The following is a 22751-nucleotide window of genomic DNA, read 5'->3' on the forward strand; positions in this document are numbered from 1 at the left end:
CGAAATCACTCTTTAAATAACGATATCGGCGGCGTGAATAACCTTAGCATAGAAGGCATTAATATTTGCCAGGGTCAGCCGATGGATTCTTTCCGCTTTTAAAAGCTTTCCGTCGGGGCTGCGCACATCAAACATCGCGGTGGCATCGCCCACAACGTAGGACTCAAATCCCAACGAGGAAGCATCTCTGGCCGTCGCATCAATACATTCATTGGCGGTAAAACCAACTAAAACCAAGTTTTCAGGTTCCAATTGTTTTAATCGTGTTTCCAATTCAGTCTCTGCAAAAGCACTCGACTTCGTTTTCTCTACAATCACTTCTCCAGCAACGGCTTGCAAACTTGGTAAAAATTCACAACTGCCAGAGTTCTTATAAAAAATGGAATCCGCACTTTCAGAAACATGTTTCACGTGAATGACGGGTCTTTTTTGAGAGCGCCAGTAAGTTAATAACTTAGAAATATTTTTCTCCGCATCGGTATTATTTCTACCGGGCTGGGTCGCATCCAATAAACCGACTTGCGCATTGATAATAATCAAAATGGATTTGTCCGAAAGATATTTTTTATCCGGCGTGCTTTGAGGCACTTTTGCCAGCAGTTTTTTATAACTCGTAATGGCTTCTTTGGTGGAAGCGTTGACTTGAAAACCCAGGGGCGTCAGCTCCCATCGTCCTTTTACTTTAACAAGAACTGGATAGTCCTCGGCGATTCTTTGCAAACCCCGAGAGATCACGGAAGGGTCTTTCCCCATGTTTTCAGCAAGTGCTGCTAAGCCCGTGCTTTCCCCGAAGGCCAGCAAAAGTTCAAGTTGATCCGAAGATAAAGGAAAAGTCTGTCGTCCCATACCTCGAAACATATGTTTATTTCCGAATGAATTCAAGAAGAAGACCAACCCAAAGACATGCATTTTATGCATGAACCAACCTGCAACCTTTGCTGTGGTGGCTTCAGCGGGTTTTCGATAAGTTCTGAATCCGGCAACGAGTACACAATGTACAAAAACGGAGGTAAAAAATGAAAACCATAGCTTTAATCATCGCCCTAACTGTAGCAGCGATTCAGTCCCACGCTCAACACCAAGGCTCTTCTATGATCCACGAAATGCAGCATGGGTTTGTATTATCGGCAGACGATACCTTTGCCAGCCACTTGGTTGCAAACGGCCATCACAGTCGCCAAACTGAAATCATTGGCCAGCTCTTCATCAACGATCCACAAGAAATGCAAATTTACCAAGAGCGAAAATTGCAATGTGCCGGTGGCTCTTACTTTTTATTTCAGGCTCAAAGCTTGGACCTGCCAACTTTATCAGCTGGCCAAGTATTAACAGGTCATATCGTCGAATCAAAAATGGGCGACTATGAACCCCAAAATAGAATAGTCAAATCAGCCACCTTCACAGTGCGCAAAATCCTACTGAATATTCCAAATCCATTTTTTAATGAAGAAGTGCACCATGATTCCTCACCGAAGAGACACTGTTGTGATACAGGTGAAAAGCCATGTAACTGGAAGTGCTAGACTTTCAGTGGCATCACTTAATTTCTGTCTTTACTTCGACATTCTTATTAATCACATACATCATTGAAATCGTCACAAGAATGACTCCGACAATGATGTATCCTAAGGTATCAAAGTGCTCTATAGATCCATTGCTGCCTTCCACCACAATAAGTCCCGCGATCACAGACGCAATACCGCCGGAAACTTGCTGAATTGAAGAACTCACAGACATAAACGAACCACGCTTCGCCGGAGCCGGAATCGCTGACATCAGAGTCTGTGCCGGAATCATTCTTGAAAAAACGCCTAAGAACATCACGGCATTCACCAAAATCACCAGTGGCAACGGGGTGATCCCCAAATTCGTATAGGTCACCACCATCACGATCATCAGAAGAGAACCCACGATAAAAACACGGAACTTTCCAAAGTTATCGCTGGCCCGTCCAATCAAGGGCCCGATAATCATCGCGCAGATACCAGAGATCAAATAAATCATCGGCAGTTGCGACATCGAAATCCCCAGGTTATTCACCGTAAAGGCACTGGAAAATGGCATCAGCATGAATCCGCCCGTTGTCAGTAACGCCATCGTGATAAAGGCAAAAAGATATTGCGGAGTTTTCACCGTTTCTTTTAAGTGAGTATAGGCACTGCTCTCTGTCTGCAATTGCAAGTGCCCATCAATGGGTTTGAGATAAATCCAAATCAGAACTCCCGCCACTGTTCCAAAACCTACGATCATCAAGAACGGCGCATGCCACCCCCAAAGATTGGAAAGATAAAGACCCACGGGAATTCCCAAGATCTGGCTTGCAGCAAAAGCGGTTTGCATAAGTCCCATCACCCGTCCGCGCAGTTCATACTCAAAAAGATCCGTAGCAATGGCTCCGCAGATCGCGCCCAACACTCCGCCGAAAAGTCCTGTGACCATGCGAGCGGCCAAGAGGAACTCAAAGTTGGGAGCTAATCCGCAGAAAAGAGTTCCTAGAATAAAACCCACGTAGAAGAACAAAAGCATTTTCTTACGGTCATATCGATCCGCAAATCCTGCCGCTAAGAAACCGGAAACTCCGGCGCTCACCGCATATACGGAAACCACCAAACCAAATTGTGTCGGACTGATTTTAAGCGCGGGCATCAACATCGCACCCAGCGGTGATAAAATCATAAAATCTAAAATGACCGTGAATTGAAGAAACGTCAGAATGGCGATGACAGCTTTTTGATAACTTGTGAATTTCACAAAAGACCCCTTATACAAAGATGATTTCTAAAATTCGAAGTGAGGAGCTCTTTGGGTTCCAGGCGTCTTCGCAGCACCTTTGCTAAGACTATCGAAGCCTCTATATATTAGCAACGTTCTTTTCAAATCTCACGGCGTCGACATTTTAGACAGCCCAGTGACAGAGTTCCGTTTTCGTTCTCCATTTGAGAATCTCATTTTGCGACATCGCCGAATTAAGCCCCGATAATCACTTAGGTTTTATCCTGACAAGGAGGTTGAACATTCCTTGCAATACCCCGTTGTATGAGAATTTTGAAGATATACAAACCATTCATATCGGGCCTTTTGGGCACCATGCTCCTCGCCGGTTTTACCGGTAAGGAAAAGTATGTTGAGCTTGAAGGATATCTAAATGGACGCTCCTCCGCCTCTTTCACGGCAAGCTCTAATAATGTCGTTGAAACTCTTCAGGCAGGAACTCGCGGAGAAATTCTCGAGTATAAAAAATTGCCTTCAGGAAACTACGGATTGCGCATCAAAGTTCTCAATGGCAACAATGCCAACAACGTACTTTGGGTTTATCATAAAGTGAGTGACTCTGACTTAGCACTTTACGAACAAGTTCCACAAGGCTGGGGCTCGGGTCGCGCTATCGCTTCTGTAGAAAAAGCTCGCGGCGTGCAAACAACACGTGAAACTCAAGCCCGATCTGATTCTTCACGCCAAGCTGTGGATCTTATCAATCAGACAAATAAAAATCTGCGCACTGCTGGAGAACCTGCATGCGTGAACTGCTCGATCGCTCCTGTGGCGGGTCAACGCTCTTTGCTGCGCCCACCGACAACGCGTGGGATGTCGAAGGCTTGTTCGAACTTGGTGAATTCAGAAGGCGCCTTGGGTCCTCAAGGACAAAGCGTTTTCTCAATCATGGCAGAATCTAAATACGTGAATTACTTCACGGCACCCTACGCTCTTGGAAGCTTCTGCCCTAAATTCAACACTCTTTCTAAATCGCAAAAGCTGCATGCATGGACTTGGTTCTGGACAGCTTTAGCAAAAGAAGAATCTAGCTGCAACGTCACACAAAGACACGGCACTACTTACAGAGATAAAGCAGGAAATTTGCGCATCCTCAACCCACGCGAAGGATACGGATTGTGGGCTTTGGAAAGAGACCGCAACGTTCGTAGCTGGCGCGGGGCTGCTTGTAACGATATTTCAACGGCAGCAGGACAAGCAAGATGCTCAATTGATATCATGATGAAGACACAGTTATCTAAAGGTAGAACGGCAGGAGTCAATTCGATGAGTTACTGGGGACCGGTTCGTCGCGGAAACTCTCAATTAATGCCACACATGAGGAGACTAAGCTTATGCTTCTAAATATCAGAACAATCCTAGCGGTCACTTTAACATGCCTTAGTTTTTCAGCTCACGCGCAAAAAGCAGCTTTCTTGGAAGCAGGAAAATACCAACTGATTTCCGGAGAAAAAGCTCTTTGCAGAAGTCTTTCGATCTCTGAAGGAGATCTGCAAGCAAAACGCATTTCGATCGGTGGACTTTATGATTTCCAGGTAGGCAACTCTGTTCACAGTATCGAATCTGATATTGATCCAGAGTGCGAATTCAGAGAACAAAACCGTATCGAGAACCGCAGCAATGAAACAGTTCTTGTACGTGTGAATGAAGAACTTTGCAAAGGCACACTTCGCTCTAAAACAGTTTCTGCAGCGATGATCCGTCCAAATGAAATTCAAATCCGCCACCAAGTGGACGGTGCTGAAGTTAACTGCGTTTGGCAAAAATAATAGGACTTACAATGAAGGGCTTATAATGAAAAGCCCTTCATTAGTTTTGCGGCAATAGGATTATCAATCTTACGATCCGCCGCCATCAACCAAATCTCTTCGTAAACGCCTTTTAGATTTCCCAAGATAATTAATTTTTTCTCTTTAATTAAATCCGAAGCCGCCACTTCAGCGATAGGAATCAACCCAACCCCCTCTTGCCCTAAAAGTTTTTGCAAGCTTGTATCTTGGGTTTCGGCAATATGGTCAACGCGAATGCCATTGACCAAGAAGAAATGATCTAAATCTCTGCGCAATTTACTGTGCACCGTGGGAAAGATAAAAGGCTGCCCTTCCAATGAATGAGGAAAGTTCTTACGCAGGTGTTTAAACTTCGGGGAAGCACAGACAACAACGTTGAGCTTTGCGATAGACCTTGCATAGACCTTTTTAAAATCGACATTGGGCGGATAGTTTGAAAGTAACAAATCTATTTGATGGGCTACGAGCTCTCTTAATAAATCTCCTCCCGCTCCCTCTAGAACCGAGACATTGCAATTTCCTTGTTGGTAGGCCTGAAGAATGACTTCTAAAATGATGTGTTTAGGAACACTGTCCAAAGCTCCGATCTGCACGTGCACACGATTGTTTTGCAAACGATCTTGCAGCACTTCCACCATCTCGGAACCTAGTTGAAAAACCTGGTCCGCATATTCAAACGCAACTTTCCCGGCTTCGCTCAAATAAAGTCTTTGCTTGCGACGCTCAAAAAGATTTTTGCCTAATGACTCTTCCAATTGTTTCAATTGCGTGCTCAATGTCGGCTGACCGATTTTCAATTTTTCCGCAGCTTTGGCGATACTGCCTTCTTTGGCTATGGTATAAAAATAATGCAGGTGATGATAATTGAGCCACTGCATTTGATTTTCTACTTTGACCGGCATAAAGACCTCTTCGTTAAAAACAAATAACTTGTTAAAGATTATCGATTTTTTAAAAATAGGGAAAGGGCTTATACTCTGGGTCTGGAGGTTTCTTCGTGACACAGACGCTGCTATTCCCTTTTGCCGAATATTGGTGGTTCTATTTAGGTTTCATTGCCTTTGTAATTGCCATGCTTGCCCTAGATCTGGGGGTTTTTCATAAACACTCGCATACCGTTGGTTTTAAAGAAGCCACTATTTGGTCCGCCGTATGGGTCAGCTTGGCCTTGTTATTTAACGCTGGACTCTATTATTATACACTCCATAAATTTCCCGATCCTGCTCTAGCGAAAGAGGTCTCACTCCAATTCTTAACGGGATATGTGATCGAAAAATCCCTTTCCATAGATAACATCTTTGTCTTCGTCGTCGTCTTCGGATTTTTCGGTGTGCCGGCGAAATACCAGCATCGTGTTTTATTCTACGGCATCATCGGGGCTTTGATCTTCCGTGCGATCTTTATCGCGCTGGGATCTATTCTTATGCAATACCAAGCGGTCGTGATTATCTTCGGCGCCTTTTTGATTATCACGGGTGTAAAGATGATGTTCCAACCCGACAAAGAAGTCGACCCTTCACAAAACTGGATTATCAAATTCATGAAGCGACACATTCGTGTTGCCGATCGCATGCATGAAGATCATTTCTTTATTAAAGAAAACGGCATACGAATGGCAACACCTCTTTTAGTTGCGCTTGTGTTTTTGGAATTCACAGATATCATTTTTGCAGTCGACTCGGTTCCTGCGATCTTCGCCATTACGGATGAACCGCTTCTCGTCTTTACTTCCAACATCTTTGCGATCTTAGGACTTCGTTCTTTGTATTTCTTACTCGCGGGAGTTGTTGATAAGTTCTATCTTCTTAAATACGGTCTGGCTGCGGTCCTTATTTTCGTAGGTCTAAAAATGGTCTGGTTGAACAAGCTCTTCGATGGCCACTTTCCAATTGGCGTGTCTTTGGCGATCATTGCCTTGTTTATCGGAGGCTCCATTGCCGCTTCGTTGATGATAAAACCTAAGAAAGCTTAAATTAGGTCATGACAAGAGCCCCCTTTATAGAGACAATATTTCTATAGGGGGCTTTTTTATGACTAAAAGACTCTTCTTCGCTCTCAATGCCACGGATCCTTTGGCCGAGACCTTCCTTCCCACCTTCAAAAAATTGAAGATCAATGCAGATCGCCGTGAAATATCGGTGAAGTGGGTACCTCTGGATAACTTCCATATCACCGTGAGTTTTTTAGGTGATCGACCTGCCGAAGAAATCCCCTTAATCGCTGAAACTCTCAAAGAAGTCTGCACTCAGTTTGCTCCGTTTGATCTTAAGATCGAAGATATGGGAGCTTTCTCCAATGAACACGATGCCCGCGTGTTGTGGCTCGGAGTTCAGAAAAAAAGATACTTGGCAGAGTTCAAAGAAATTTTGGATCAGGCTTTGTTGGAAAAACAAATCTTACTAAAGCCCGATGAAAGAACCTTTGCTCCGCACCTGACGATCGGTCGCCTGCGCAATCCACGCAGCGTGAAAGATATGATCTCGCCCTTTAAACGAAAAAGTTTCGGCAAGATTCATGTGCATGAAATTGTTTTGTATGAATCAAAATTGCAGGGTGCGTTTCCGGTCTATACGCCGGTTTTACGCTGCCCACTGACGGGCGAGGAGAAGACTCTGGAAGAGCCTTCCCCGACTCTCTTTTACTAGCGTTGGAATGTATTGCCGAAAAGACGGATGTAGATATTGCTGTCGTTAAGCACGAAAGTCAGCTCACCCCAGTGAGGACCTTGCGATGTTGGCCAGTAATAAACACGCGTTGTGCACGTACGACCTGGCATCAAAACTTCAGGGCAATTTGAATCAGCATCATAAGCAAATCCGCGGATCACGATACGACGAACCAACGTTGCATCCGGTCCATTCGCAGTCAGAGTAAAATCCGCCCATGCGCGAGTGTGAACAAAAACAGTTCCGAAGCTGTAGTTGTAGTATTGATCTTGCGCCTGCGTTTGAAGTGCGAACGTGTTCACTTCACCTGCTGCCAAAGACACCACTGGAGCCAAAAGCAAAGAAATCAAAACGATGAGTTTCTTCATAAAAAAGTCCTCCTATAACTAAAGTCTGGAAGAGGACTTTCACGCGAGCAAACTAAAAGCTTTCTTGACGCACTGTAGACCCAAAAAAGAAGCAGGCAACCTTTTTAGCGTTCGAAGCGTTTGTCGGGGACCAGCCATAGGATGGCGACGGCGATGTAGAGGGCGTAAGAAAGCCAGTGCATCCAGAATGATAGGGCTATTGCGACAGCGTAAATGACGACGGAGATTTTTCCTTTGAAGTCTGTTCCGAGTGCTTTAGCAAATTCAGTATTTTTCCCTGTGCTGAGTAAAGCGCGAGTCAAAATGTAATAAGCAACTCCCGCAAAGAACAAAACCACACCGTACAAAGCCACTGGCCAAGGTTCTTGGGAGTGCTCTCCTATCCAAGCGGTGACGACAGGAATAAGCGATAACCAGAAGAGTAAATGCAAATTGGCCCACAACACTTTTCCACTCACGTGCTGAACCGAGTGAAACATATTGTGATGATTGTTCCAATAAATACCGACGTAAATGAAACTCAAAATATAACTGCAAAAAACCGGAACCAGTGGACGAAGAGCTTCAAGAGAACCCTCATGAGGAACTTTGAGCTCCAACACCATGATTGTGATCACAATCGCAAGAACGCCGTCACTAAATGCTTCTAATCTTCCTTTAGTCATTCGCAGGACTCCTTAATAAAATTCTGTAAGAGACTCGAAGTAGGAGCAATAAAAAAGGGAGCTTTGATAAGCTCCCCTTGATGCACTGTAGACGTAAAAAATCGGCTGGCACCTTTTAGATGCCGGCTTTGTTTCTTTCTTCGTCGTCGACGTGTGTTTGGATTCCGCCTTTTAGGTTTGGACGGTAAGCCAAGTAGTTGATGTCGTAGATGAAGTTTGCGCCGTTCACTGCTGGTGTTTGCCATTCAGGGCCCAAACGAACTGCATCTACGGGACAAGCTTCTTCACAGAAACCGCAGAATACGCAGCGAAGGATGTCGATCTCGTAGCTGATTGGGTATTTTTCTACGTGTGGATCGTTATGCTCTGCCGCTGTGATTTTGATACATTCTGCAGGACAGTTCGTCGCACACAACATACAAGCCGTGCAACGAAGAGAACCGTCTTTTTTTACTGTCAGAACGTGGTTACCTTTGAAACGAGGAGAGTATTCATACTTTTCCTCTGGGTAATTCAAAGTCATCATCTTCTTTTGGTTAAAGAGGTTTTTCAGCAAGTGCTTCATAGTGATGCTCAGACCACCAATGACCCCTGGTAAATACCACTTCGCCTTTTCAGAGTTGTTTTGCATTACGCTCATAGGCTACCTCTTCTGAATACAAATTCATTCTTCTTACGAGCTTCCAACTCAACTTGGTCTGCACGTTGATTTGTCGGCAAGAAAGGCTGAGCTGTTGTTGGGATCGCCAAGTTTTTACCAGCAAGCAACAAAGCCGCTTCTGTCAGCGTCAACGCTTCAGAAATAATCGTCGTTACTTTTTTGAACTTCTGTTCAATGCCAGCTTGGTTCACGAATGTCCCGTCTTTCTCTACGAAAGTTTTTGTTGGGATCAACCATACGTTGCCAGTCAAAGCCATCAAAGCGTCGTTTTTACCTGCTTGCAACCAGATCAAGTTCTGAGCTTTTGAAAGCTCTTTCACGCGCTCTGCAAAATCAGGGAATACCGCTTGGTTTTCCGGGCCCGCAACAACGATAGTTTTGATAGAACCATTTGCAAGACCTTGAGACAATTCAGTCCAAGTCGCTGTGATTCCGTGTTTCTCAAGAACTTTCAAAAGACCTTTCGTGTTCGGGTTTTTGTCTCCGCGAAGGAGGATCCCGTCGAAGCTGTCGAAAGTTTCTTTGTTGTTGATCCAGAAATAAACTTTTTTAGTTTTGAATTCATTTACGAATGTAGAAACAATCGCATCGAATTCTTCAACAGTGTATTGCGCCGTCAAAACCAAAGCTGTTGAATCGCCAGAAGAGTTTTTCAAAACTTCCGCAGCGTTCTTCGCAGCAGCCCCAGCGGCCATTTCTGTCCAACCAGAAGCATTGCGCACTTGAGCTTTCAACAAGCGGCTTTCTTTGTTTACGAACTTATAGATGTCACGACCTTCATCGCACATCCAGTGACCGTTTACTTTTTCGTTGTAAACCGGTTTCACGCGGAAGAAACCTTCCTTGTTGTAGTAAACTTTGACATTGCAACCTGCGGAGCAGCCGTTACATACAGTTTCAGCATCTTTTAGATACCAAACGCGTTGACGGAAACGGAAGTCTTTAGACGTCAATGCACCTACTGGGCAGATGTCTACCGTGTTCAATGAATATTTATTATCCAAAGGCATTCCATCGTGAGTGCCGATTTCAGTGCGGTCACCACGGTTGAAAAGACCCAATTCATTTGTCTTAGAAACTTCTTCAGTGAAACGAACACAGCGAGAGCAAAGGATGCATCTTTCAGAATCCAAAACCACTGTCGGGCCCAAGTCCACAACCTTGTGTTTCTTTTGTTTGTGCTCAGCCATTTCAGGATCGTACTTGCCGTATTCCATGTACTGATCTTGCAAACCGCACTCACCAGCTTGGTCACAGATAGGGCAATCCAAAGGATGGTTGATCAAGTGGAAGTCCAAACCCCACTTCACAGCATCGCGAACTTTTTCGGATGTGTTGTTGATCTTCATACCTTCAGTGATCATGGTGTTACATGCGATTTGTACACGTGGATTTCCTTCGATCTCCACCATGCAAAGACGACAAACACCGGCAACGCTCAAACCATCATGCCAGCAATAGTGAGCAATACGCTCGCCAGAATCGACCATCGCTTTGATGATCGACGTGCCTTCTTTTACTTCGACTTCTTTGCCATTAATGGTGCATTTCGGCATATGTCGTTCCTTTTACTTTCGAGCGTCCTTCACGAACGTAGAATTCAAATTCATCTCTAAATTTAGTTACAAAACTCAATACTGGAAGAGCTGCCGCATCTGAAAGAGCACAGATTGTTTTACCTTTCATGTTGTCAGCAACTTTGATCAAAAGATCGATGTCTTGCAAACGACCACGACCTTCCAAGATCGAGTGAAGAATCTTATCAAGCCATCCCGTACCTTCACGGCAAGGAGTACATTGACCGCAAGATTCGTGAGCGTAGAAGTGAGTCAAAACTCCCAACATATCAACCATACATTGAGAATCATCCATCACGATCACTGCACCAGAACCCAACATTGTGCCAAGTCCTGCAAGTGATTCGTAATCAAGATTGGCTTTCGCCACTTCTTCTGCCGTCAAGATCGGAGCTGAAGATCCACCAGGGATGATCGCTTTCAAACGACGACCTGGCTTCATACCTCCGCACTCTTTCATGATCAAATCCATCAACGGATAACCGAGTGGAACTTCGTAGTTGCCTGGCTTCATCACGTTACCAGAAACAGAGAACAATTTTGTTCCCGCAGATTTCTCGGTGCCGTGTTTGCGGTAAGTCGCGGCTCCATCTTTAATGATGTAAGTCACTGCCGCCAAAGTTTCTACGTTGTTCACGATCGTTGGCTTGCGCAAGTAACCTTGAACTGCCGGGAATGGCGGTTTCAATTTTGGTTGGCCTTTTAAACCTTCCAAAGAAGAGATCATGCCTGTTTCTTCGCCGCAGATGTATGCGCCGGCCCCGCGGTACACATCAAGGTCAAAGTCGAAACCAGAACCCAAGATGTTTTTACCAAGAAGACCCGCTGCATACGCTTCTTTAATAGCTTTATAAAGACATTCGATCGGGTAAACGTATTCACCACGAACGTAGATGTAACCTTTATTAGAACCGATCGCGAAAGCAGAAATAATCATACCTTCGATCAATTGATGAGGAGCACGCTCCATCATCATACGGTCTTTAAATGTTCCAGGTTCCCCTTCATCGGCGTTACACAATAGATAACGAGGTTCTCCGTTTTTCGGAAGGAAGCCCCATTTCATGCCCGTCGGGAATCCTGCACCACCACGACCGCGAAGACCCGAAGCCTTCACTTCGTCGATGATTGCTTGAGGTTGCATTTTCAAAGCTTTCGGCAAAGTTTCATAACCGCCTTTAGCTTTGTAGCCTGCAAGAGTTTGATACTCTGGCAGATGATAGAATTCTGTAAGTACTTTTACTTCAGCCATTATTTCATACCTCTTAGAAGATTCATCGCTGTCTCAGGAGTGAGTTTCTCGTGGTAGTTGTCGTTCACTTGCATCATCGGAGCTGTTCCGCATGAACCAAGGCACTCTACTTTAGAAACTGTGAAACGACCATCTGAAGTCACTTCGTCGAACTTTACGCCCAACTCATGGCAGATGTGTTTCGCCATCTCACGTCCACCTTCCAACGCGCAGGAAATATTCGTGCACACTTGCACGTGGTATTTACCCACAGGTTTTTGGTTGAACATTGTATAGAACTTGAAAACTTCATTGATACGCGCTTCAGGAATATCCATCACTTGCGACAAGTGACGGATAATATCTGGCGTGATGAAGCCGTTATTTTCTTTTTGCGCAATATACAAGCTTGGAATAATCGCAGAATCTTTCGCTTCGTAGCGATTGAGTTCTTTTTTTACTTCGGCCAAGCCTTGATCTGAAAGTTTAAACATTGTTGCTACTCCAATTATCTATCTAGCTCGCCAGCGATCAAATTCATCGAAGCGACTGTTGCAATCGCATCCGCAAGCATCGCGCCTTTTACGACAGTCGGGAATGACTGGTAAATCGCGAAGCATGGTGGACGAACTTTCAAACGGTATGGATTCGCAGAGCCGTCAGACACTAGATAGAAGCCCAACTCTCCGTTAGCCACTTCTGTCGCGTCGTAAACTTCGCCTACTGGAGGACGAAGACCTTTGATGATCAACATGAAGTGATTCATCAAACCTTCGATGTTTCCGTAAACGTCTTTTTTCTCTGGAAGAACGATGCCCTTGTCGCGAATTGTGTAGTCGCCACCAGGAACGTTTTTCGCAACTTGCTCAATAATACGAACAGACTGGCGCATTTCTTCGAAACGAACCAAGTAACGATCATAGATGTCGCCAGATGTACCCACTGGGATATCGAAATCCAAAGAGTCGTAACCATAGTATGGTTGCGCCTTACGCAAATCCAAGTTCACGCCTGTTGCACGAAGCATCGGACCTGTGTAACCCCATTGAATCGCATCCGCAGCAGAAACTGGGCAGATGCCGCGAGTACGTTGGATGAAGATTTTATTATCAACAACCATGCTCGCCATTTCGTCCGTGCCTTTGCGGATTTCTTTGCAAAGAGCCAGAACTTCGTCGAACCAACCTTCAGGCGCATCTTGAGCCATACCACCGACGCGAGTCATGGATACAGTCAAACGAGCTCCGCAAAGTTTTTCGAACAAACCGTAAACTTGTTCACGAAGACCGAACATATAGAAGAAAGAAGTCAAAGCTCCCAAGTCCATCGCGCCAGTACCGATGGCAATCGTGTGGTCGATGATACGAGACAGTTCCGCCAAGATCACGCGCATCGCTTGCGCTTTTGGTGGGATTTCAACACCCAACAAACGCTCCACCGCTTTACAGTAACCAATGTTGTTCATTGGAGCTGAGCAGTAGTTCAAACGGTCTGTGTATGGAATCACTTGATTGTACGGATGAGTCTCCGCCATTTTTTCAAAGCAACGGTGAAGATATCCGATTTCATTGTTACAACGAACGATCGTTTCGCCGTCCATCTCTGCCATCACACGAAGAGTTCCGTGCATCGCTGTATGGGCAGGACCGATGTTCAATGGAACATACTTGTCATTCAAAACATCACCAGGAGAGCCCGGCTCGTTGTTGAAGTGAATTGGCAAAGAGTTTGTGCACGGTTGTTGGTAGTTCGCATCGTAGTCTTTACGAAGCGGATGACCCACGAATTGATGGTGAGTCAAGATACGACGAAGATTCATGTGACCTTCGAATTTCATACCGAACATGTCGTAGGCTTCGCGCTCAAACCAGTCGGCACCACGGTAAGCCGGGATCGCTGTTCCGATGGACTCGTTTTCACCCACTTGAGCTTTCATGCGCAAACGTGAAGCGTCTTTTGAAGAGAAAAGGTGATAAACAACGTCGAAACGTTTTTCGCGGTTTGGATAATCCACTCCGCACACGTCCATCAAGAAATCAAACTGTCCGCTTTCACGGAAATGTTTCAGCAACGCAGGAACGTCTTCTTTAGGAACTTCAAGAACGTCATCACCCACAGCGTGCGTGAATTTGTAGTTCCCGATATTGAATTTACCCGTGAGGTTTTGTTTTAAATTCTCAAGCTTGTTCATAAGGGCTCTTCCAGTTGTCTTTCCAAGGGCGAGGTTGATGAGTTGCAATCATACGTTGCAAAGCCATGATTCCATCCATCACCGCTTCAGGTGTTGGAGGGCAACCAGGAATGTAAACGTCAACAGGGATCACCTTATCAACGCCTTGAAGAACGTGATAAGCGCGATAGAAACCACCAGAGCTTGCACATGCGCCCATGGAGATGACGTATTTTGGTTCTAACATTTGTTGGTAAATACGAGTGATGACCGGAGCCATTTTCTCTGTGATTGTACCAGCAACAACAAGCAAGTCCGCTTGACGTGGAGAGAAGCGCGCCACCTCTGCACCGAAACGTGCAAGGTCATACTTCGGTCCCATCACCGACATGAATTCAATACCGCAACAAGCAGTACCGTAAGGCATTGGCCACAAAGAATTTTTTCGTCCCCACGCCACCAAAGCATCGAGCCTTGATGTGAACGCAACATCTCGTGACATATCATCTATGGCTTGAGTTCCACTGGCTCCTTGATGAGACACAGAACCCTGCACTTGATCTTTGTGCATAAAAACACCTCTGCAATTTCATTTAGCTATCATTAAGTAATTACTGATTTTCCGTAGTCCTGACAACTAGATATGTATTATAGGACGCTCCCCCAAATTCTACAACGCGCCATTCCGTAACAGGGCAAATGAAATTGATTCTCTAGTCGACTCACTTCTAAACTTTAATTTCCACTAAATATCATTCGAGGAGAGGTCCAGTGTTGCATAACATCGGATTTCAGAGGGGCCTCGAGAAGGGATAACAAATGAAAAAGATGGCTCTGTACGTGAGTTCTGCCATTGTGGCTTTGAGTTTGGGAGCAAATGCCAATCCAAAAAAGCAAGATTTGCTCATTAAACTAGCACCGGGTTTTGTGGAGTTCCAACTCCAGGGTGCAAAAGTTGAAAAACTCAATGATTCTTGGGTTCGTGTTCAAGCTCCCCGCGCGATGAGCTTGCACAGTCTTGAGAAAAATCCAGCGGTTGAGTTCGTTCAACCAAACTATAAGATCTCTTTGTTAGAAGATTATAAAATCGAAGATCCTCTTCGCAGAGCTGCTCTTGCAAAAATGCTTGCAAGAAATCCTCAGCTTCGCACGGCAGCTCGTGCTGACAACCCAGCTATTCCTAACGCTCCGCAACCAACAACAGGAGCAGATCCTTTGTTCGGTCAACAATGGGGCATGCTCGACATCGGCGTGGCTGATGCTTGGAAAGTTTCAAAAGGCAACCCTGACATGGTTGTAGCCGTGATCGACACAGGTGTTGACTACACCCACGAAGATCTTCTTCCAAATCTTTGGAGAAACTCTAAAGAAATTCCTAACAACGGTATCGACGACGACAACAATGGTTATGTTGATGACGAAATCGGTTGGGACTTTGTTGGTAACGACAATAAACCTTATGACTTGGCGGTAGATACTTTGGATGGATTGTTCAAAGGTGGAAACCCAGGTCACGGAACTCACTGCGCAGGGAACGTCGCTGCTCGCGGTGACAACGGTAAAGGTATTGCGGGTGTTGCACCGAATGTAAAAATCATGTCATTGCGTTTTATCGGCATGACGGGTGGCGGAACAACGGCTGATGCGATCAAGGCGATCAAATACGCTGTTGATAATGGCGCTAAGATCATGAACAACTCTTGGGGTTCTGAAGGTGAAGAGCCCGGCGCTCCAGAGAACCAGGCTTTGCGTGATGCTATTCAATACGCCCAAGACAAAGGCGTTCTTTTCATCGCAGCAGCTGGTAACGGCCACAAAGGTGTGGGTTATGACAATGATACAGACAAGCTTCCAGCTTACCCTGCCTCTTACGATCACGACATCATCATCTCTGTTGCCGCTCTTGATGTGAACGACAGATTGGGTTCATTCTCGAACTGGGGAGCAAGAACTGTGGACATCGGCGCACCAGGCGTGAAAGTTTTCTCGACTGTTGTTGGTCAAGGTTACACAGACACTGTGATCGATAAATTTGGTTTCAAAGCGACTTGGGATGGAACGTCTATGGCGGCTCCTCACGTTGCTGGTGCGGCAGCTCTTTACTGGTCTGCTCACCCAGAGAAATCTTGGCAGGAAGTAAAAGCGGCTATCATCGGCTCTGCGAAAAAGATCAACTCTTTGGCAAACAAATCTGTGTCAGGCGGCAAGCTTGATGCAAAAGCTTTGATAAACTATTAAGCTTTCAGCAACTTAATTTGTAAAAGTTAAGTTCCTCTAAAAAAGTAGAACGTGCACCTGAATCGAAAGGATTTAAAATGCGCGTTCTACTTTTTTCTTTTTTGGCGACGGCCGTTTTTTCTTCTTCCGCTCTTGCAGCTAAATACGAACTCGATAAAGCTCACACGAATGTCAGCTTTCAAGCTCCCCACTTGGTGGTCTCCAAAGTGAACGGGCGTTTTGACAGATTCGACGGCAGTTTTGATTTCGACGAACAAAGTATGAAACTGGACAATGTCGTCGTCAACATCAAGACCGACTCCATCAACACCAATGAAAAAGATCGCGACAAAGACTTGCGCAGTAAAAACTTTTTCGACGTTACCAAATATCCCGACATGAAGTTTAAAAGTACAAAAGTGGAATATGATAACGGCAAGCCCGACAAAGTCCTGGGCGACCTCACTATCCGCGGAGTCACAAAGCCTGTTGTTCTGGAAGTTGAATATAACGGCGCCGTCAATGATCCCTGGGGAAATCGCATGGTCAGCTTTGAAGCCGAAACAAAAGTGGATCGCCGGGAGTTTGGAATGACTTGGAACAAAGCCTTGGATAAAGGCGGCTGGCTCGTCGGCGATGAGATCAAAATTAAGATCGAAGGCGAAGCAAAAATGGCTTCCGCGCCGTCTGTTCCAGCAAAGAAAAAATAACTTTACCGGTTCTTCGCATTCCTTTGAAGGAGATTGTTATGACGAGAAAGACTGCAACAATGGCAGCAATTTCAGGATTGATCGCCGCCGGAGCATTGACGACGAGCCTCCGAGCCCACGCTCAAGAATCCGCTCCCCCCACAGGGGCCATGACCGCTGAAGGCGAATGTCACGGCATCAATTCATGCAAAGGCAAAGGAGATTGCGGCGGCAAAGGCCACTCCTGCGCCGGCAAAAATTCTTGCAAAGGAAAAGGTTGGGTAAAATCCACCAAAGAAGAGTGCGCAAAACAAAAAGGCAAATTCAAAGAAGACAAAGCTTCGAAGGGATAAAAATGCATCCGTCCTCTTTCACTCACAAAGTGGGGTTGGGCCTTCGCCCTCCTCATTATCCGTATTTGGAACAAAGGCCTTCGACAGAAGTCGCTTGGTTTGAAGCGATCTCCGAAAACTACATGAACACGCGCGGTCGCCCCATGGAAATGTTGCAGATGATCCGTCAGGATTATCCGGTGGCTTTGCATGGCGTTTCTATGAACATCGGAAGCCCCGAAGGCATTCGTTTAGATTACCTGCAAAAACTGCGTGATCTTATTGATCGCGTGGAACCATTTATTGTTTCCGATCATCTCTGCTGGACGGGGTCCTCGGATATGAACCTGCACGATCTTCTGCCCCTCCCCTTCACCGAAGACAGTATCGCGACACTCGTAAATAATATTGATTTTGTGCAAAGCTTTTTGCGCCGACCTTTGATTTTAGAAAACGTTTCGACTTACATCAGCTACCGCAACAATGAAATGAATGAATGGGACTTCGTCAGCGAAGTGAGCCATCGCTCCGGTTGCGGGTTGCTCTTAGACATCAACAATGTCTATGTGAACTCTTACAATCACGGGTTTGATCCAAAATATTTCTTAAACCACATTCCACTGGAGCGTGTGGCACAAGTGCATATGGCAGGCCCCACGGACTATGGCGATTTCTTATTTGATACTCACTCGACAGACATTCCCGAGCCCGTGTGGGAATTATTTAAATTGATGGCACCAAAAATCCGTCATCTTCCGATCCTCATTGAGCGCGATGAAGACATTCCTGATTTTCAAGACCTTGAAGCTGAAGTTATGAAGGCCGTATTTATCCTGGAGAGTTCTCATGAATCTGAACGAAGCATTGAGCCTGTTTAAAAAAAATCTTTTAAACTCTCGCTCTGACGCGAAGGCAGAGTCCGAATTAAAACCCGCAGGCAAACTGTCTTTAGATCAAGCTTTGCAAGTGTACCATCGCGGATATATCACCCGACTCACCGAAGCCCTTGGTGAAACATTTGAAGCGGCTGTCTGGGTTTTAGGGGATGAGCTTTTCCGCGAAACCAGTCGGAAGTACATCGCTTCACAACCTTCCGTCTCTTACAATTTGTCGGATTATGGGCATAATTTTCCGGAATATCTCAAGGTGTCCCAGTCAGGAACTGACATTCCATTTTTGTATGATCTGGCTCGCTTTGAATGGACATTTAAAAACATGTACCACACGCCGACACCAGATCCTTTGCCCATTGAGCAGATTCAAGCTTTGATTCACTCTGAGGATTTTAAGGTGCATTTCATTGAAGGTATGGACGTCTTTCAAAGTCCTTATGCGATCTACGATATTTGGCGTCAGCGCAATGAGGCTACATCACCGAGTGCTGATAACAACTGGAAACAACCAGAGAGTCTTCTCATTTATAAGAAGCAGAAAAAAATCTATGTACACCGTATAGATCATATCGAAGCGCAGGTATTGATGGAGCTCAAAGACGGCAGTTCCGTTTCTGCGGCTTTGGCGGATTTTTCCCATCTCTTAACGCCGGAAAAAATCACGCAACTTTTTCAAACAATTATGAAGGCTGGAATTATTGAAGACGTCCTGGTTTTAGAAACCTAGGACGCCTTCTTTGCAGATTTACCAATCACTTCAGAAGCCATATTGTGAACCATGTGCTGAAGAGTGTTGGCTTGTGCTGACATTTCTTCGGAAGTCGCTGCCGTTTCTTCTGCCGCCGCTGAAAAGGCTTGAGTTTGTTGCCCCAAAGATCCCATGGCATCGTGAATAGAGCGGATGCCTTCCGACTGGTGGGATGATGTTTCCGCAATTTCTTGATTGAGCACATTCACTTTTTGTACAGATGTGACAATGCCATCAAGAACTTTGTCGCTCTTCTCTGCAAGATCTAATGACACTTTGGTTTGCGTGACACTGCTTGTGATCACAGTTTTTACTTCTTTTGCCGCTTGTGCTGATTTCAGCGCCAGGCCGCGAACGGCTTCCGCAACCACGGCAAAGCCCTTACCCTGCTCTCCGGCACGAGCTGCTTCGACCGCCGCATTCAAAGCCAGCAAGTTCGTTTGAAAGGCAATGTCGTCAATGATGTCCATCGCAGCTGTGATCTCTCCAGAAATCTTTGACATCACTGTGATCGACTCAATTAATTTTTTTACCTCACCAGCCCCTTGAGAGGCTCCCGACTCGGAACTTTTTGCCAACTCCGCGGCGGCGCGGGCTCTTTCCTGATTTGATTTCACTATTTCATTGAGATCCTTCACCGCATTCAAAGTTTCTTCAATGCGGGCTGCAGATTCAACCGCTCCTTGCGCGACATTTTGTCCCGCACTCGAAAGCATGTTCGAAGCCTCTAAAACCTGTTGGCTGGCGTCGTTGGTGTCGTTCACTGTTTTCGCCAAGAAGTTCATAAGCTTTCCTGCAAAAACATAGAACAAACCGAAAGCCAAAACGAATGCGAGAGAAAAACTGATCAGAACTTTATTGCGGAATTCTGCAATGGCTTTCTCAACGTCATCGACGTAGACACCACTACCAACGATCCACTTCCATTGTTTAAACTGTCTCACGAAACTGATTTTGGGTTCGGGACTTGGAGAGCCCGGCTTCGGCCACAAATATCTTACGAAACCTTCGGCCTCGGCTGTTTGTCCCACACGCACAAACTCCACAAACAAGCGCAAACCTTCTGGGTCTTTCATGTCAGAAAGATCTTTTCCATCAAGCTCTGGCTTAATCGGATGCATCATCATTGTTGGATGAAGATCGTTGATCCAAAAATATTCATTGCCGTTATAACGAAGTTTGGAAACAGCCACCAAAGCCTGTTTCTTTGCTTCGTCTTCGGTAAGAACTTTAGACTCATACAAATGATAATAGTGTTCCAGTACTTTCCCCGCGATATCCACAGTGTTGCGAATGGATGTCTTACGATCTTCGTATAAATTAGTGCGCACCAACGGCAAAATATAGAACAAGACAATCGCCCACAAAGGAATGATGGCTCCCACAAGCAAAGCCAAGATTTTGTAACGGTAGCTTCGCGACTTCCAGATTTTATTCCACATACACAGTACTCCCCTGGTAGAATTTCATGGGAGTACATCGGAAGATAGTTAAGAACCTGAAGCAGTCTCTAGTGTTTGCGAATTTGATTTGGAATTTCGTCTCAGAATGAAACGATACTTGGCAAGAAGTCGAGCCCCCCACCCTCACCCGGAGTCCGACTGGTATTAACTCCAGGAGGAACGATCTCGTTTCCCACCATAGCCTGCTCGGATGGATAACGGCGAGAAAATCCGATCAGGTCTTTATGATAGGAAAGAAGAATGCTGCCGTTTTGCAAAACGCTAATGAGGTAGTTCACGTGCTCCAAACCCACTGCAAAACACCCCTCACTCCATCCTAATCGGCCATTTTTTAGAATGAACTCATCGCTCACGTATTTGGCTCCATGTAAAACTATCGTGCGATTCTTGGCGTTGCTGTTAGAACGGTCAATACCATCAAGATACAGAGAGATGCCATTTTTCTCACTCATATATGTGCCTTTGGCAAAATAAAATCCCAAGGAGCTTTTCCACGAATCTAAAAGATTGGAAAAACTGCGGGTTTCTACAACGCCGGAGCGTATGCCATGGGCCACATAGAATTTTTCAATCCCACCAGTCGTAAGATTGATCAGGTAAAGTCTTTTTTCAGTCGAGGGACGAGAGTAGTCCACTAACACCGTATGAACAACATTGGGCACACGTCCTTCATTGTAGTCAAACATACGAAAAATTAAATCCAAAGGTTCTCGTGGAACTCCCTGTTCTAAAAGCACATCAAAAAGAAAGCGCCCGTTTCCCAGGCGGCGATTGAAAAGAGAATCCGCCCCTGCAGAAGTCACGAACAGATTCACCGACAAAAATAAAATTAATGGAAAGATGCGTACTAATGAATCCATGCTCCCACTCTCGATGGAAGTGAATATATCAGCAAATTAAGTTTACGAAAGGGTCGATCAAGGCCAAGGAATGTGCGGCACATCCTGACAGATGATTGGCAAAGCTTCGGCTTGCAAAGGAGCCGCAAGGGCATCAATTTCTGAGGATTCAGCAAGAACATCTATGTGCGATTTCAAAAGAGCCCTCGACAAAAGCAAAGATGAAATCTTCATTTTCGCGCGGGCTTTGCGGTCATGTATTGGCGCAAGGGCTGCTGATCGACGAATGGACTCCAACACATGTCGCACCATGCAGTTGTAGCGCGGAACTCTTTCAAGCTCGCGAACCTGCGCATCAGCATAATGAGCCATTCCATCATAGTCTTTTGCTTTATAGAACTCTGTTAAACGCTCAGAAATTTCTGCGACATTCGCCGGATGGAAGTTATTCAAAGAATCTTTTCCGTCAGGATTCACCGCTTTAAAAGCCGGCGTGTGAGACATATCAATCAAATCCTGACACAGAATCGGCACTCCCGCTTTTTGATAGGGAGCTGCCCAGGCATCCACTAAGGGCGCAATAAATAAAACTCGGCGTTCTGCGCTGATAAGTTTTTTAGAGACCGCGAGACTCTGTCCCAGAGAAAGTCTTTCGTAAACTGGGGATCTTTGTTTGTTGATCGTCATGGCTTCGCGCAGATGCAGGGACAGACAAGAACGCACATCTTTCAGAGCGGCTTGTCCAATCACAGGGAGAAATAGAAAAATGACCAAGAGAAGTCCTGAACGTAGAACGCGCCGGCGACTGTCTAAGCTTAAGTCACCCTGACAAAATACGGATTTTACCAGGTTCCAGGTCATTTCTACTCCCTCTAAGGACTGTGTTTTTTAAGAGAGCAAAGCAGGTGCCATCAGTCTTTCTTTTTGATGGCGCCCATATACGAATACTGCCATGGACGGTAAGAGAAAAGAACTCCCATATCCATGACCGGCACATTATGCTCTCCTTCAAAACGCGCTTCTTCCTGCATCTCTAGCATCATGCGCTCTAACTTCGTTTTGTACTTTGCCAAAGTCGGAGGGCTGAGTTTTAAAAATGAAAAACGGATGTAGTCCTCGGGACGGAAATCATAGTTGAGGTAACTTGATTTCGTCTGTTCAAAAAGAGCTTTACCAACCGGCCCATCACGACGGAAGCGCAGAAAACCGTGCCGTTTCAATTTCACTTTATCGCGGGGATGAAGTTCGATCAAATTCAGACGATCCAATTGGAAAAGATATTTTTTAGATTCAGAACTGTTGATCTGATACTCGCGCTCGATCTTCTGTGCGCTTTTTCCCTCTTGCAACATCATGAAGTAATGCAGAAGGCGCGCATTTTCTGCGAGGGCTTTTTCCTGTTCGTCCGTGAGCGTGACCACCTGAGAGGCCTCTTCCAGATTCGCTGACTTGACCACTTCAGAAAAACTGATATCCGCGACTCGACAAATTTCTTCTAGGCGCTCAAGGCTTAAACTTTTATTCGAAAGAATTCTTTTAACGCTAGACTCACTCAAGTTCAGTGCTTTCGCCAAGTCTCGATATAGAACGTTCTTCGCTTTTAAAGATCTCTTTAAGGAATTCAAGAATTGGTCAATTTGTGACATATCAGCCCCCAAAACCATGGTATT

Annotated in this window: 25 protein-coding genes; 10 read left to right on the forward strand and 15 right to left on the reverse strand. The window is 45.4% G+C overall.

All coding sequences use genetic code 11. The features are described from left to right. Window positions 1-12: 12 nt before the first annotated feature. Window positions 13-846 carry a cysteine hydrolase family protein gene (locus ACL934_RS15385; protein WP_374074901.1) on the reverse strand — a complete coding sequence of 278 codons (834 nt, stop codon included), beginning with the start codon at window positions 844-846 and terminating at the stop codon, window positions 13-15. Between the two features lie 170 nt (window positions 847-1016). On the opposite strand from ACL934_RS15385, the gene ACL934_RS15390 reads away from it, so the two are divergent. Further along, complete coding sequence (locus ACL934_RS15390) at window positions 1017-1523, forward strand: hypothetical protein (RefSeq protein WP_374074903.1); 507 nt, start codon at window positions 1017-1019, stop codon at window positions 1521-1523. A 13-nt stretch (window positions 1524-1536) separates the two neighbouring features. On the opposite strand, the gene ACL934_RS15395 is transcribed toward ACL934_RS15390, so the two are convergent. Next, window positions 1537-2751 carry an MFS transporter gene (locus ACL934_RS15395; protein WP_413612531.1) on the reverse strand — a complete coding sequence of 405 codons (1215 nt, stop codon included), beginning with the start codon at window positions 2749-2751 and terminating at the stop codon, window positions 1537-1539. Between the two features lie 294 nt (window positions 2752-3045). Here ACL934_RS15395 and ACL934_RS15400 point away from each other — a divergent pair, with 294 nt between their 5' ends. Then, window positions 3046-4116, forward strand: a complete 1071-nt coding sequence (locus ACL934_RS15400; RefSeq protein ID WP_374074906.1) for a hypothetical protein — start codon at window positions 3046-3048, stop codon at window positions 4114-4116. After that, window positions 4107-4541 carry a hypothetical protein gene (locus ACL934_RS15405; RefSeq protein WP_374074908.1) on the forward strand — a complete coding sequence of 145 codons (435 nt, stop codon included), beginning with the start codon at window positions 4107-4109 and terminating at the stop codon, window positions 4539-4541. The genes ACL934_RS15400 and ACL934_RS15405 overlap by 10 nt, the downstream gene beginning before the upstream one ends. Before the next feature lie 20 nt (window positions 4542-4561). Here ACL934_RS15405 and ACL934_RS15410 read toward each other — a convergent pair whose 3' ends face one another. Then, on the reverse strand, window positions 4562-5464 hold the full coding sequence (locus tag ACL934_RS15410) for a LysR family transcriptional regulator (protein WP_374074910.1): 903 nt from the start codon (window positions 5462-5464) through the stop codon (window positions 4562-4564). Between the two features lie 95 nt (window positions 5465-5559). On the opposite strand from ACL934_RS15410, the gene ACL934_RS15415 reads away from it, so the two are divergent. Continuing rightward, window positions 5560-6534: a TerC family protein gene (locus ACL934_RS15415; RefSeq protein ID WP_374074912.1), complete on the forward strand. Its 975-nt coding sequence runs from the start codon at window positions 5560-5562 to the stop codon at window positions 6532-6534. Between the two features lie 58 nt (window positions 6535-6592). Next, window positions 6593-7207, forward strand: coding sequence for an RNA 2',3'-cyclic phosphodiesterase (gene thpR, locus ACL934_RS15420; RefSeq protein WP_374074914.1), 615 nt, complete (start codon window positions 6593-6595; stop codon window positions 7205-7207). Here thpR and ACL934_RS15425 read toward each other — a convergent pair. The 8 genes from ACL934_RS15425 to ACL934_RS15460 all read right to left on the reverse strand — a co-directional run bounded on the left by ACL934_RS15425 (window position 7204) and on the right by ACL934_RS15460 (window position 14402). Beyond that, complete coding sequence (locus ACL934_RS15425) at window positions 7204-7596, reverse strand: hypothetical protein (RefSeq protein WP_374074916.1); 393 nt, start codon at window positions 7594-7596, stop codon at window positions 7204-7206. The genes thpR and ACL934_RS15425 overlap by 4 nt on opposite strands. A gap of 104 nt (window positions 7597-7700) precedes the next feature. Next, window positions 7701-8261 carry a TMEM175 family protein gene (locus ACL934_RS15430; protein ID WP_374074919.1) on the reverse strand — a complete coding sequence of 187 codons (561 nt, stop codon included), beginning with the start codon at window positions 8259-8261 and terminating at the stop codon, window positions 7701-7703. Between the two features lie 115 nt (window positions 8262-8376). Next, window positions 8377-8901, reverse strand: coding sequence for a NuoI/complex I 23 kDa subunit family protein (locus tag ACL934_RS15435; RefSeq protein ID WP_374074921.1), 525 nt, complete (start codon window positions 8899-8901; stop codon window positions 8377-8379). Next, window positions 8898-10478, reverse strand: coding sequence for a 2Fe-2S iron-sulfur cluster-binding protein (locus tag ACL934_RS15440; RefSeq protein WP_374074924.1), 1581 nt, complete (start codon window positions 10476-10478; stop codon window positions 8898-8900). Before ACL934_RS15440 ends, ACL934_RS15435 begins: the two co-directional genes overlap by 4 nt. Further along, the gene (gene nuoF, locus ACL934_RS15445) at window positions 10459-11751 is read right to left on the reverse strand and encodes an NADH-quinone oxidoreductase subunit NuoF (RefSeq protein ID WP_374074926.1); all 1293 of its coding nucleotides are present in this window, start codon (window positions 11749-11751) and stop codon (window positions 10459-10461) included. Before nuoF ends, ACL934_RS15440 begins: the two co-directional genes overlap by 20 nt. Further along, complete coding sequence (locus ACL934_RS15450; RefSeq protein WP_374074928.1) at window positions 11751-12224, reverse strand: complex I 24 kDa subunit family protein; 474 nt, start codon at window positions 12222-12224, stop codon at window positions 11751-11753. Before ACL934_RS15450 ends, nuoF begins: the two co-directional genes overlap by 1 nt. A 14-nt stretch (window positions 12225-12238) precedes the next feature. Then, window positions 12239-13921: an NADH dehydrogenase (quinone) subunit D gene (nuoD, locus tag ACL934_RS15455; protein ID WP_374074930.1), complete on the reverse strand. Its 1683-nt coding sequence runs from the start codon at window positions 13919-13921 to the stop codon at window positions 12239-12241. Beyond that, window positions 13908-14402 (reverse strand): NADH-quinone oxidoreductase subunit B, encoded by a 495-nt coding sequence (locus tag ACL934_RS15460; RefSeq protein WP_295904899.1) that lies wholly within the window; start codon window positions 14400-14402, stop codon window positions 13908-13910. The genes nuoD and ACL934_RS15460 overlap by 14 nt, the downstream gene beginning before the upstream one ends. Window positions 14403-14719: 317 nt before the next feature. On the opposite strand from ACL934_RS15460, the gene ACL934_RS15465 reads away from it, so the two are divergent. From ACL934_RS15465 to ACL934_RS15485, 5 genes are all read left to right on the forward strand, one after another. Beyond that, window positions 14720-16138, forward strand: a complete 1419-nt coding sequence (locus ACL934_RS15465) for a S8 family peptidase (RefSeq protein WP_374074933.1) — start codon at window positions 14720-14722, stop codon at window positions 16136-16138. Window positions 16139-16215: 77 nt separating this feature from the next. Then, entirely contained in the window at window positions 16216-16827 is a 612-nt protein-coding gene (locus ACL934_RS15470) for a YceI family protein (RefSeq protein WP_374074935.1), read from the forward strand. A 38-nt stretch (window positions 16828-16865) separates the two neighbouring features. Continuing rightward, window positions 16866-17159: a hypothetical protein gene (locus tag ACL934_RS15475; protein ID WP_374074936.1), complete on the forward strand. Its 294-nt coding sequence runs from the start codon at window positions 16866-16868 to the stop codon at window positions 17157-17159. A 2-nt stretch (window positions 17160-17161) separates the two neighbouring features. Beyond that, window positions 17162-18016, forward strand: a complete 855-nt coding sequence (locus ACL934_RS15480; protein ID WP_374074938.1) for a DUF692 domain-containing protein — start codon at window positions 17162-17164, stop codon at window positions 18014-18016. Continuing rightward, the gene (locus ACL934_RS15485) at window positions 17985-18758 is read left to right on the forward strand and encodes a putative DNA-binding domain-containing protein (RefSeq protein ID WP_374074940.1); all 774 of its coding nucleotides are present in this window, start codon (window positions 17985-17987) and stop codon (window positions 18756-18758) included. Before ACL934_RS15480 ends, ACL934_RS15485 begins: the two co-directional genes overlap by 32 nt. Here the strand turns inward: ACL934_RS15485 and ACL934_RS15490 are convergent. The 4 genes from ACL934_RS15490 to ACL934_RS15505 form a co-directional block, all read right to left on the reverse strand. Next, window positions 18755-20221, reverse strand: a complete 1467-nt coding sequence (locus ACL934_RS15490; RefSeq protein ID WP_374074942.1) for a cache domain-containing protein — start codon at window positions 20219-20221, stop codon at window positions 18755-18757. The genes ACL934_RS15485 and ACL934_RS15490 overlap by 4 nt on opposite strands. A gap of 101 nt (window positions 20222-20322) precedes the next feature. Continuing rightward, entirely contained in the window at window positions 20323-21102 is a 780-nt protein-coding gene (locus tag ACL934_RS15495) for a murein L,D-transpeptidase catalytic domain-containing protein (RefSeq protein ID WP_413612532.1), read from the reverse strand. 57 nt (window positions 21103-21159) lie between these two features. Beyond that, complete coding sequence (locus ACL934_RS15500; RefSeq protein WP_413612533.1) at window positions 21160-21942, reverse strand: hypothetical protein; 783 nt, start codon at window positions 21940-21942, stop codon at window positions 21160-21162. Window positions 21943-21992: 50 nt separating this feature from the next. Further along, window positions 21993-22727 (reverse strand): helix-turn-helix domain-containing protein, encoded by a 735-nt coding sequence (locus ACL934_RS15505; RefSeq protein ID WP_374074948.1) that lies wholly within the window; start codon window positions 22725-22727, stop codon window positions 21993-21995. Window positions 22728-22751 lie beyond the last annotated feature (24 nt).

The organism is Bdellovibrio sp. HCB-110, from assembly GCF_047323225.1.
Classification (GTDB): domain Bacteria; phylum Bdellovibrionota; class Bdellovibrionia; order Bdellovibrionales; family Bdellovibrionaceae; genus Bdellovibrio.

Excerpts from the sequence above, each read along its gene's own strand:
- ACL934_RS15465 (WP_374074933.1), top strand. The coding sequence starts at position 14,720 with ATGAAAAAGATGGCTCTGTACGTGAGTTCTGCCATTGTGGCTTTGAGT.
- ACL934_RS15390 (WP_374074903.1), top strand. The coding sequence starts at position 1,017 with ATGAAAACCATAGCTTTAATCATCGCCCTAACTGTAGCAGCGATTCAG.
- nuoF (WP_374074926.1), bottom strand. The coding sequence starts at position 11,751 with ATGGCTGAAGTAAAAGTACTTACAGAATTCTATCATCTGCCAGAGTAT.
- ACL934_RS15500 (WP_413612533.1), bottom strand. The coding sequence starts at position 21,942 with ATGACCTGGAACCTGGTAAAATCCGTATTTTGTCAGGGTGACTTAAGC.
- thpR (WP_374074914.1), top strand. The coding sequence starts at position 6,593 with ATGACTAAAAGACTCTTCTTCGCTCTCAATGCCACGGATCCTTTGGCC.
- ACL934_RS15440 (WP_374074924.1), bottom strand. The coding sequence starts at position 10,478 with ATGCCGAAATGCACCATTAATGGCAAAGAAGTCGAAGTAAAAGAAGGC.
- ACL934_RS15410 (WP_374074910.1), bottom strand. The coding sequence starts at position 5,464 with ATGCCGGTCAAAGTAGAAAATCAAATGCAGTGGCTCAATTATCATCAC.
- ACL934_RS15475 (WP_374074936.1), top strand. The coding sequence starts at position 16,866 with ATGACGAGAAAGACTGCAACAATGGCAGCAATTTCAGGATTGATCGCC.
- ACL934_RS15505 (WP_374074948.1), bottom strand. The coding sequence starts at position 22,727 with ATGTCACAAATTGACCAATTCTTGAATTCCTTAAAGAGATCTTTAAAA.
- ACL934_RS15385 (WP_374074901.1), bottom strand. The coding sequence starts at position 846 with ATGGGACGACAGACTTTTCCTTTATCTTCGGATCAACTTGAACTTTTG.
- ACL934_RS15460 (WP_295904899.1), bottom strand. The coding sequence starts at position 14,402 with ATGTCACGAGATGTTGCGTTCACATCAAGGCTCGATGCTTTGGTGGCG.
- ACL934_RS15490 (WP_374074942.1), bottom strand. The coding sequence starts at position 20,221 with ATGTGGAATAAAATCTGGAAGTCGCGAAGCTACCGTTACAAAATCTTG.
- ACL934_RS15485 (WP_374074940.1), top strand. The coding sequence starts at position 17,985 with ATGAATCTGAACGAAGCATTGAGCCTGTTTAAAAAAAATCTTTTAAAC.
- ACL934_RS15470 (WP_374074935.1), top strand. The coding sequence starts at position 16,216 with ATGCGCGTTCTACTTTTTTCTTTTTTGGCGACGGCCGTTTTTTCTTCT.
- ACL934_RS15405 (WP_374074908.1), top strand. The coding sequence starts at position 4,107 with ATGCTTCTAAATATCAGAACAATCCTAGCGGTCACTTTAACATGCCTT.
- ACL934_RS15495 (WP_413612532.1), bottom strand. The coding sequence starts at position 21,102 with ATGGATTCATTAGTACGCATCTTTCCATTAATTTTATTTTTGTCGGTG.
- ACL934_RS15425 (WP_374074916.1), bottom strand. The coding sequence starts at position 7,596 with ATGAAGAAACTCATCGTTTTGATTTCTTTGCTTTTGGCTCCAGTGGTG.
- ACL934_RS15480 (WP_374074938.1), top strand. The coding sequence starts at position 17,162 with ATGCATCCGTCCTCTTTCACTCACAAAGTGGGGTTGGGCCTTCGCCCT.
- nuoD (WP_374074930.1), bottom strand. The coding sequence starts at position 13,921 with ATGAACAAGCTTGAGAATTTAAAACAAAACCTCACGGGTAAATTCAAT.
- ACL934_RS15435 (WP_374074921.1), bottom strand. The coding sequence starts at position 8,901 with ATGAGCGTAATGCAAAACAACTCTGAAAAGGCGAAGTGGTATTTACCA.
- ACL934_RS15430 (WP_374074919.1), bottom strand. The coding sequence starts at position 8,261 with ATGACTAAAGGAAGATTAGAAGCATTTAGTGACGGCGTTCTTGCGATT.
- ACL934_RS15450 (WP_374074928.1), bottom strand. The coding sequence starts at position 12,224 with ATGTTTAAACTTTCAGATCAAGGCTTGGCCGAAGTAAAAAAAGAACTC.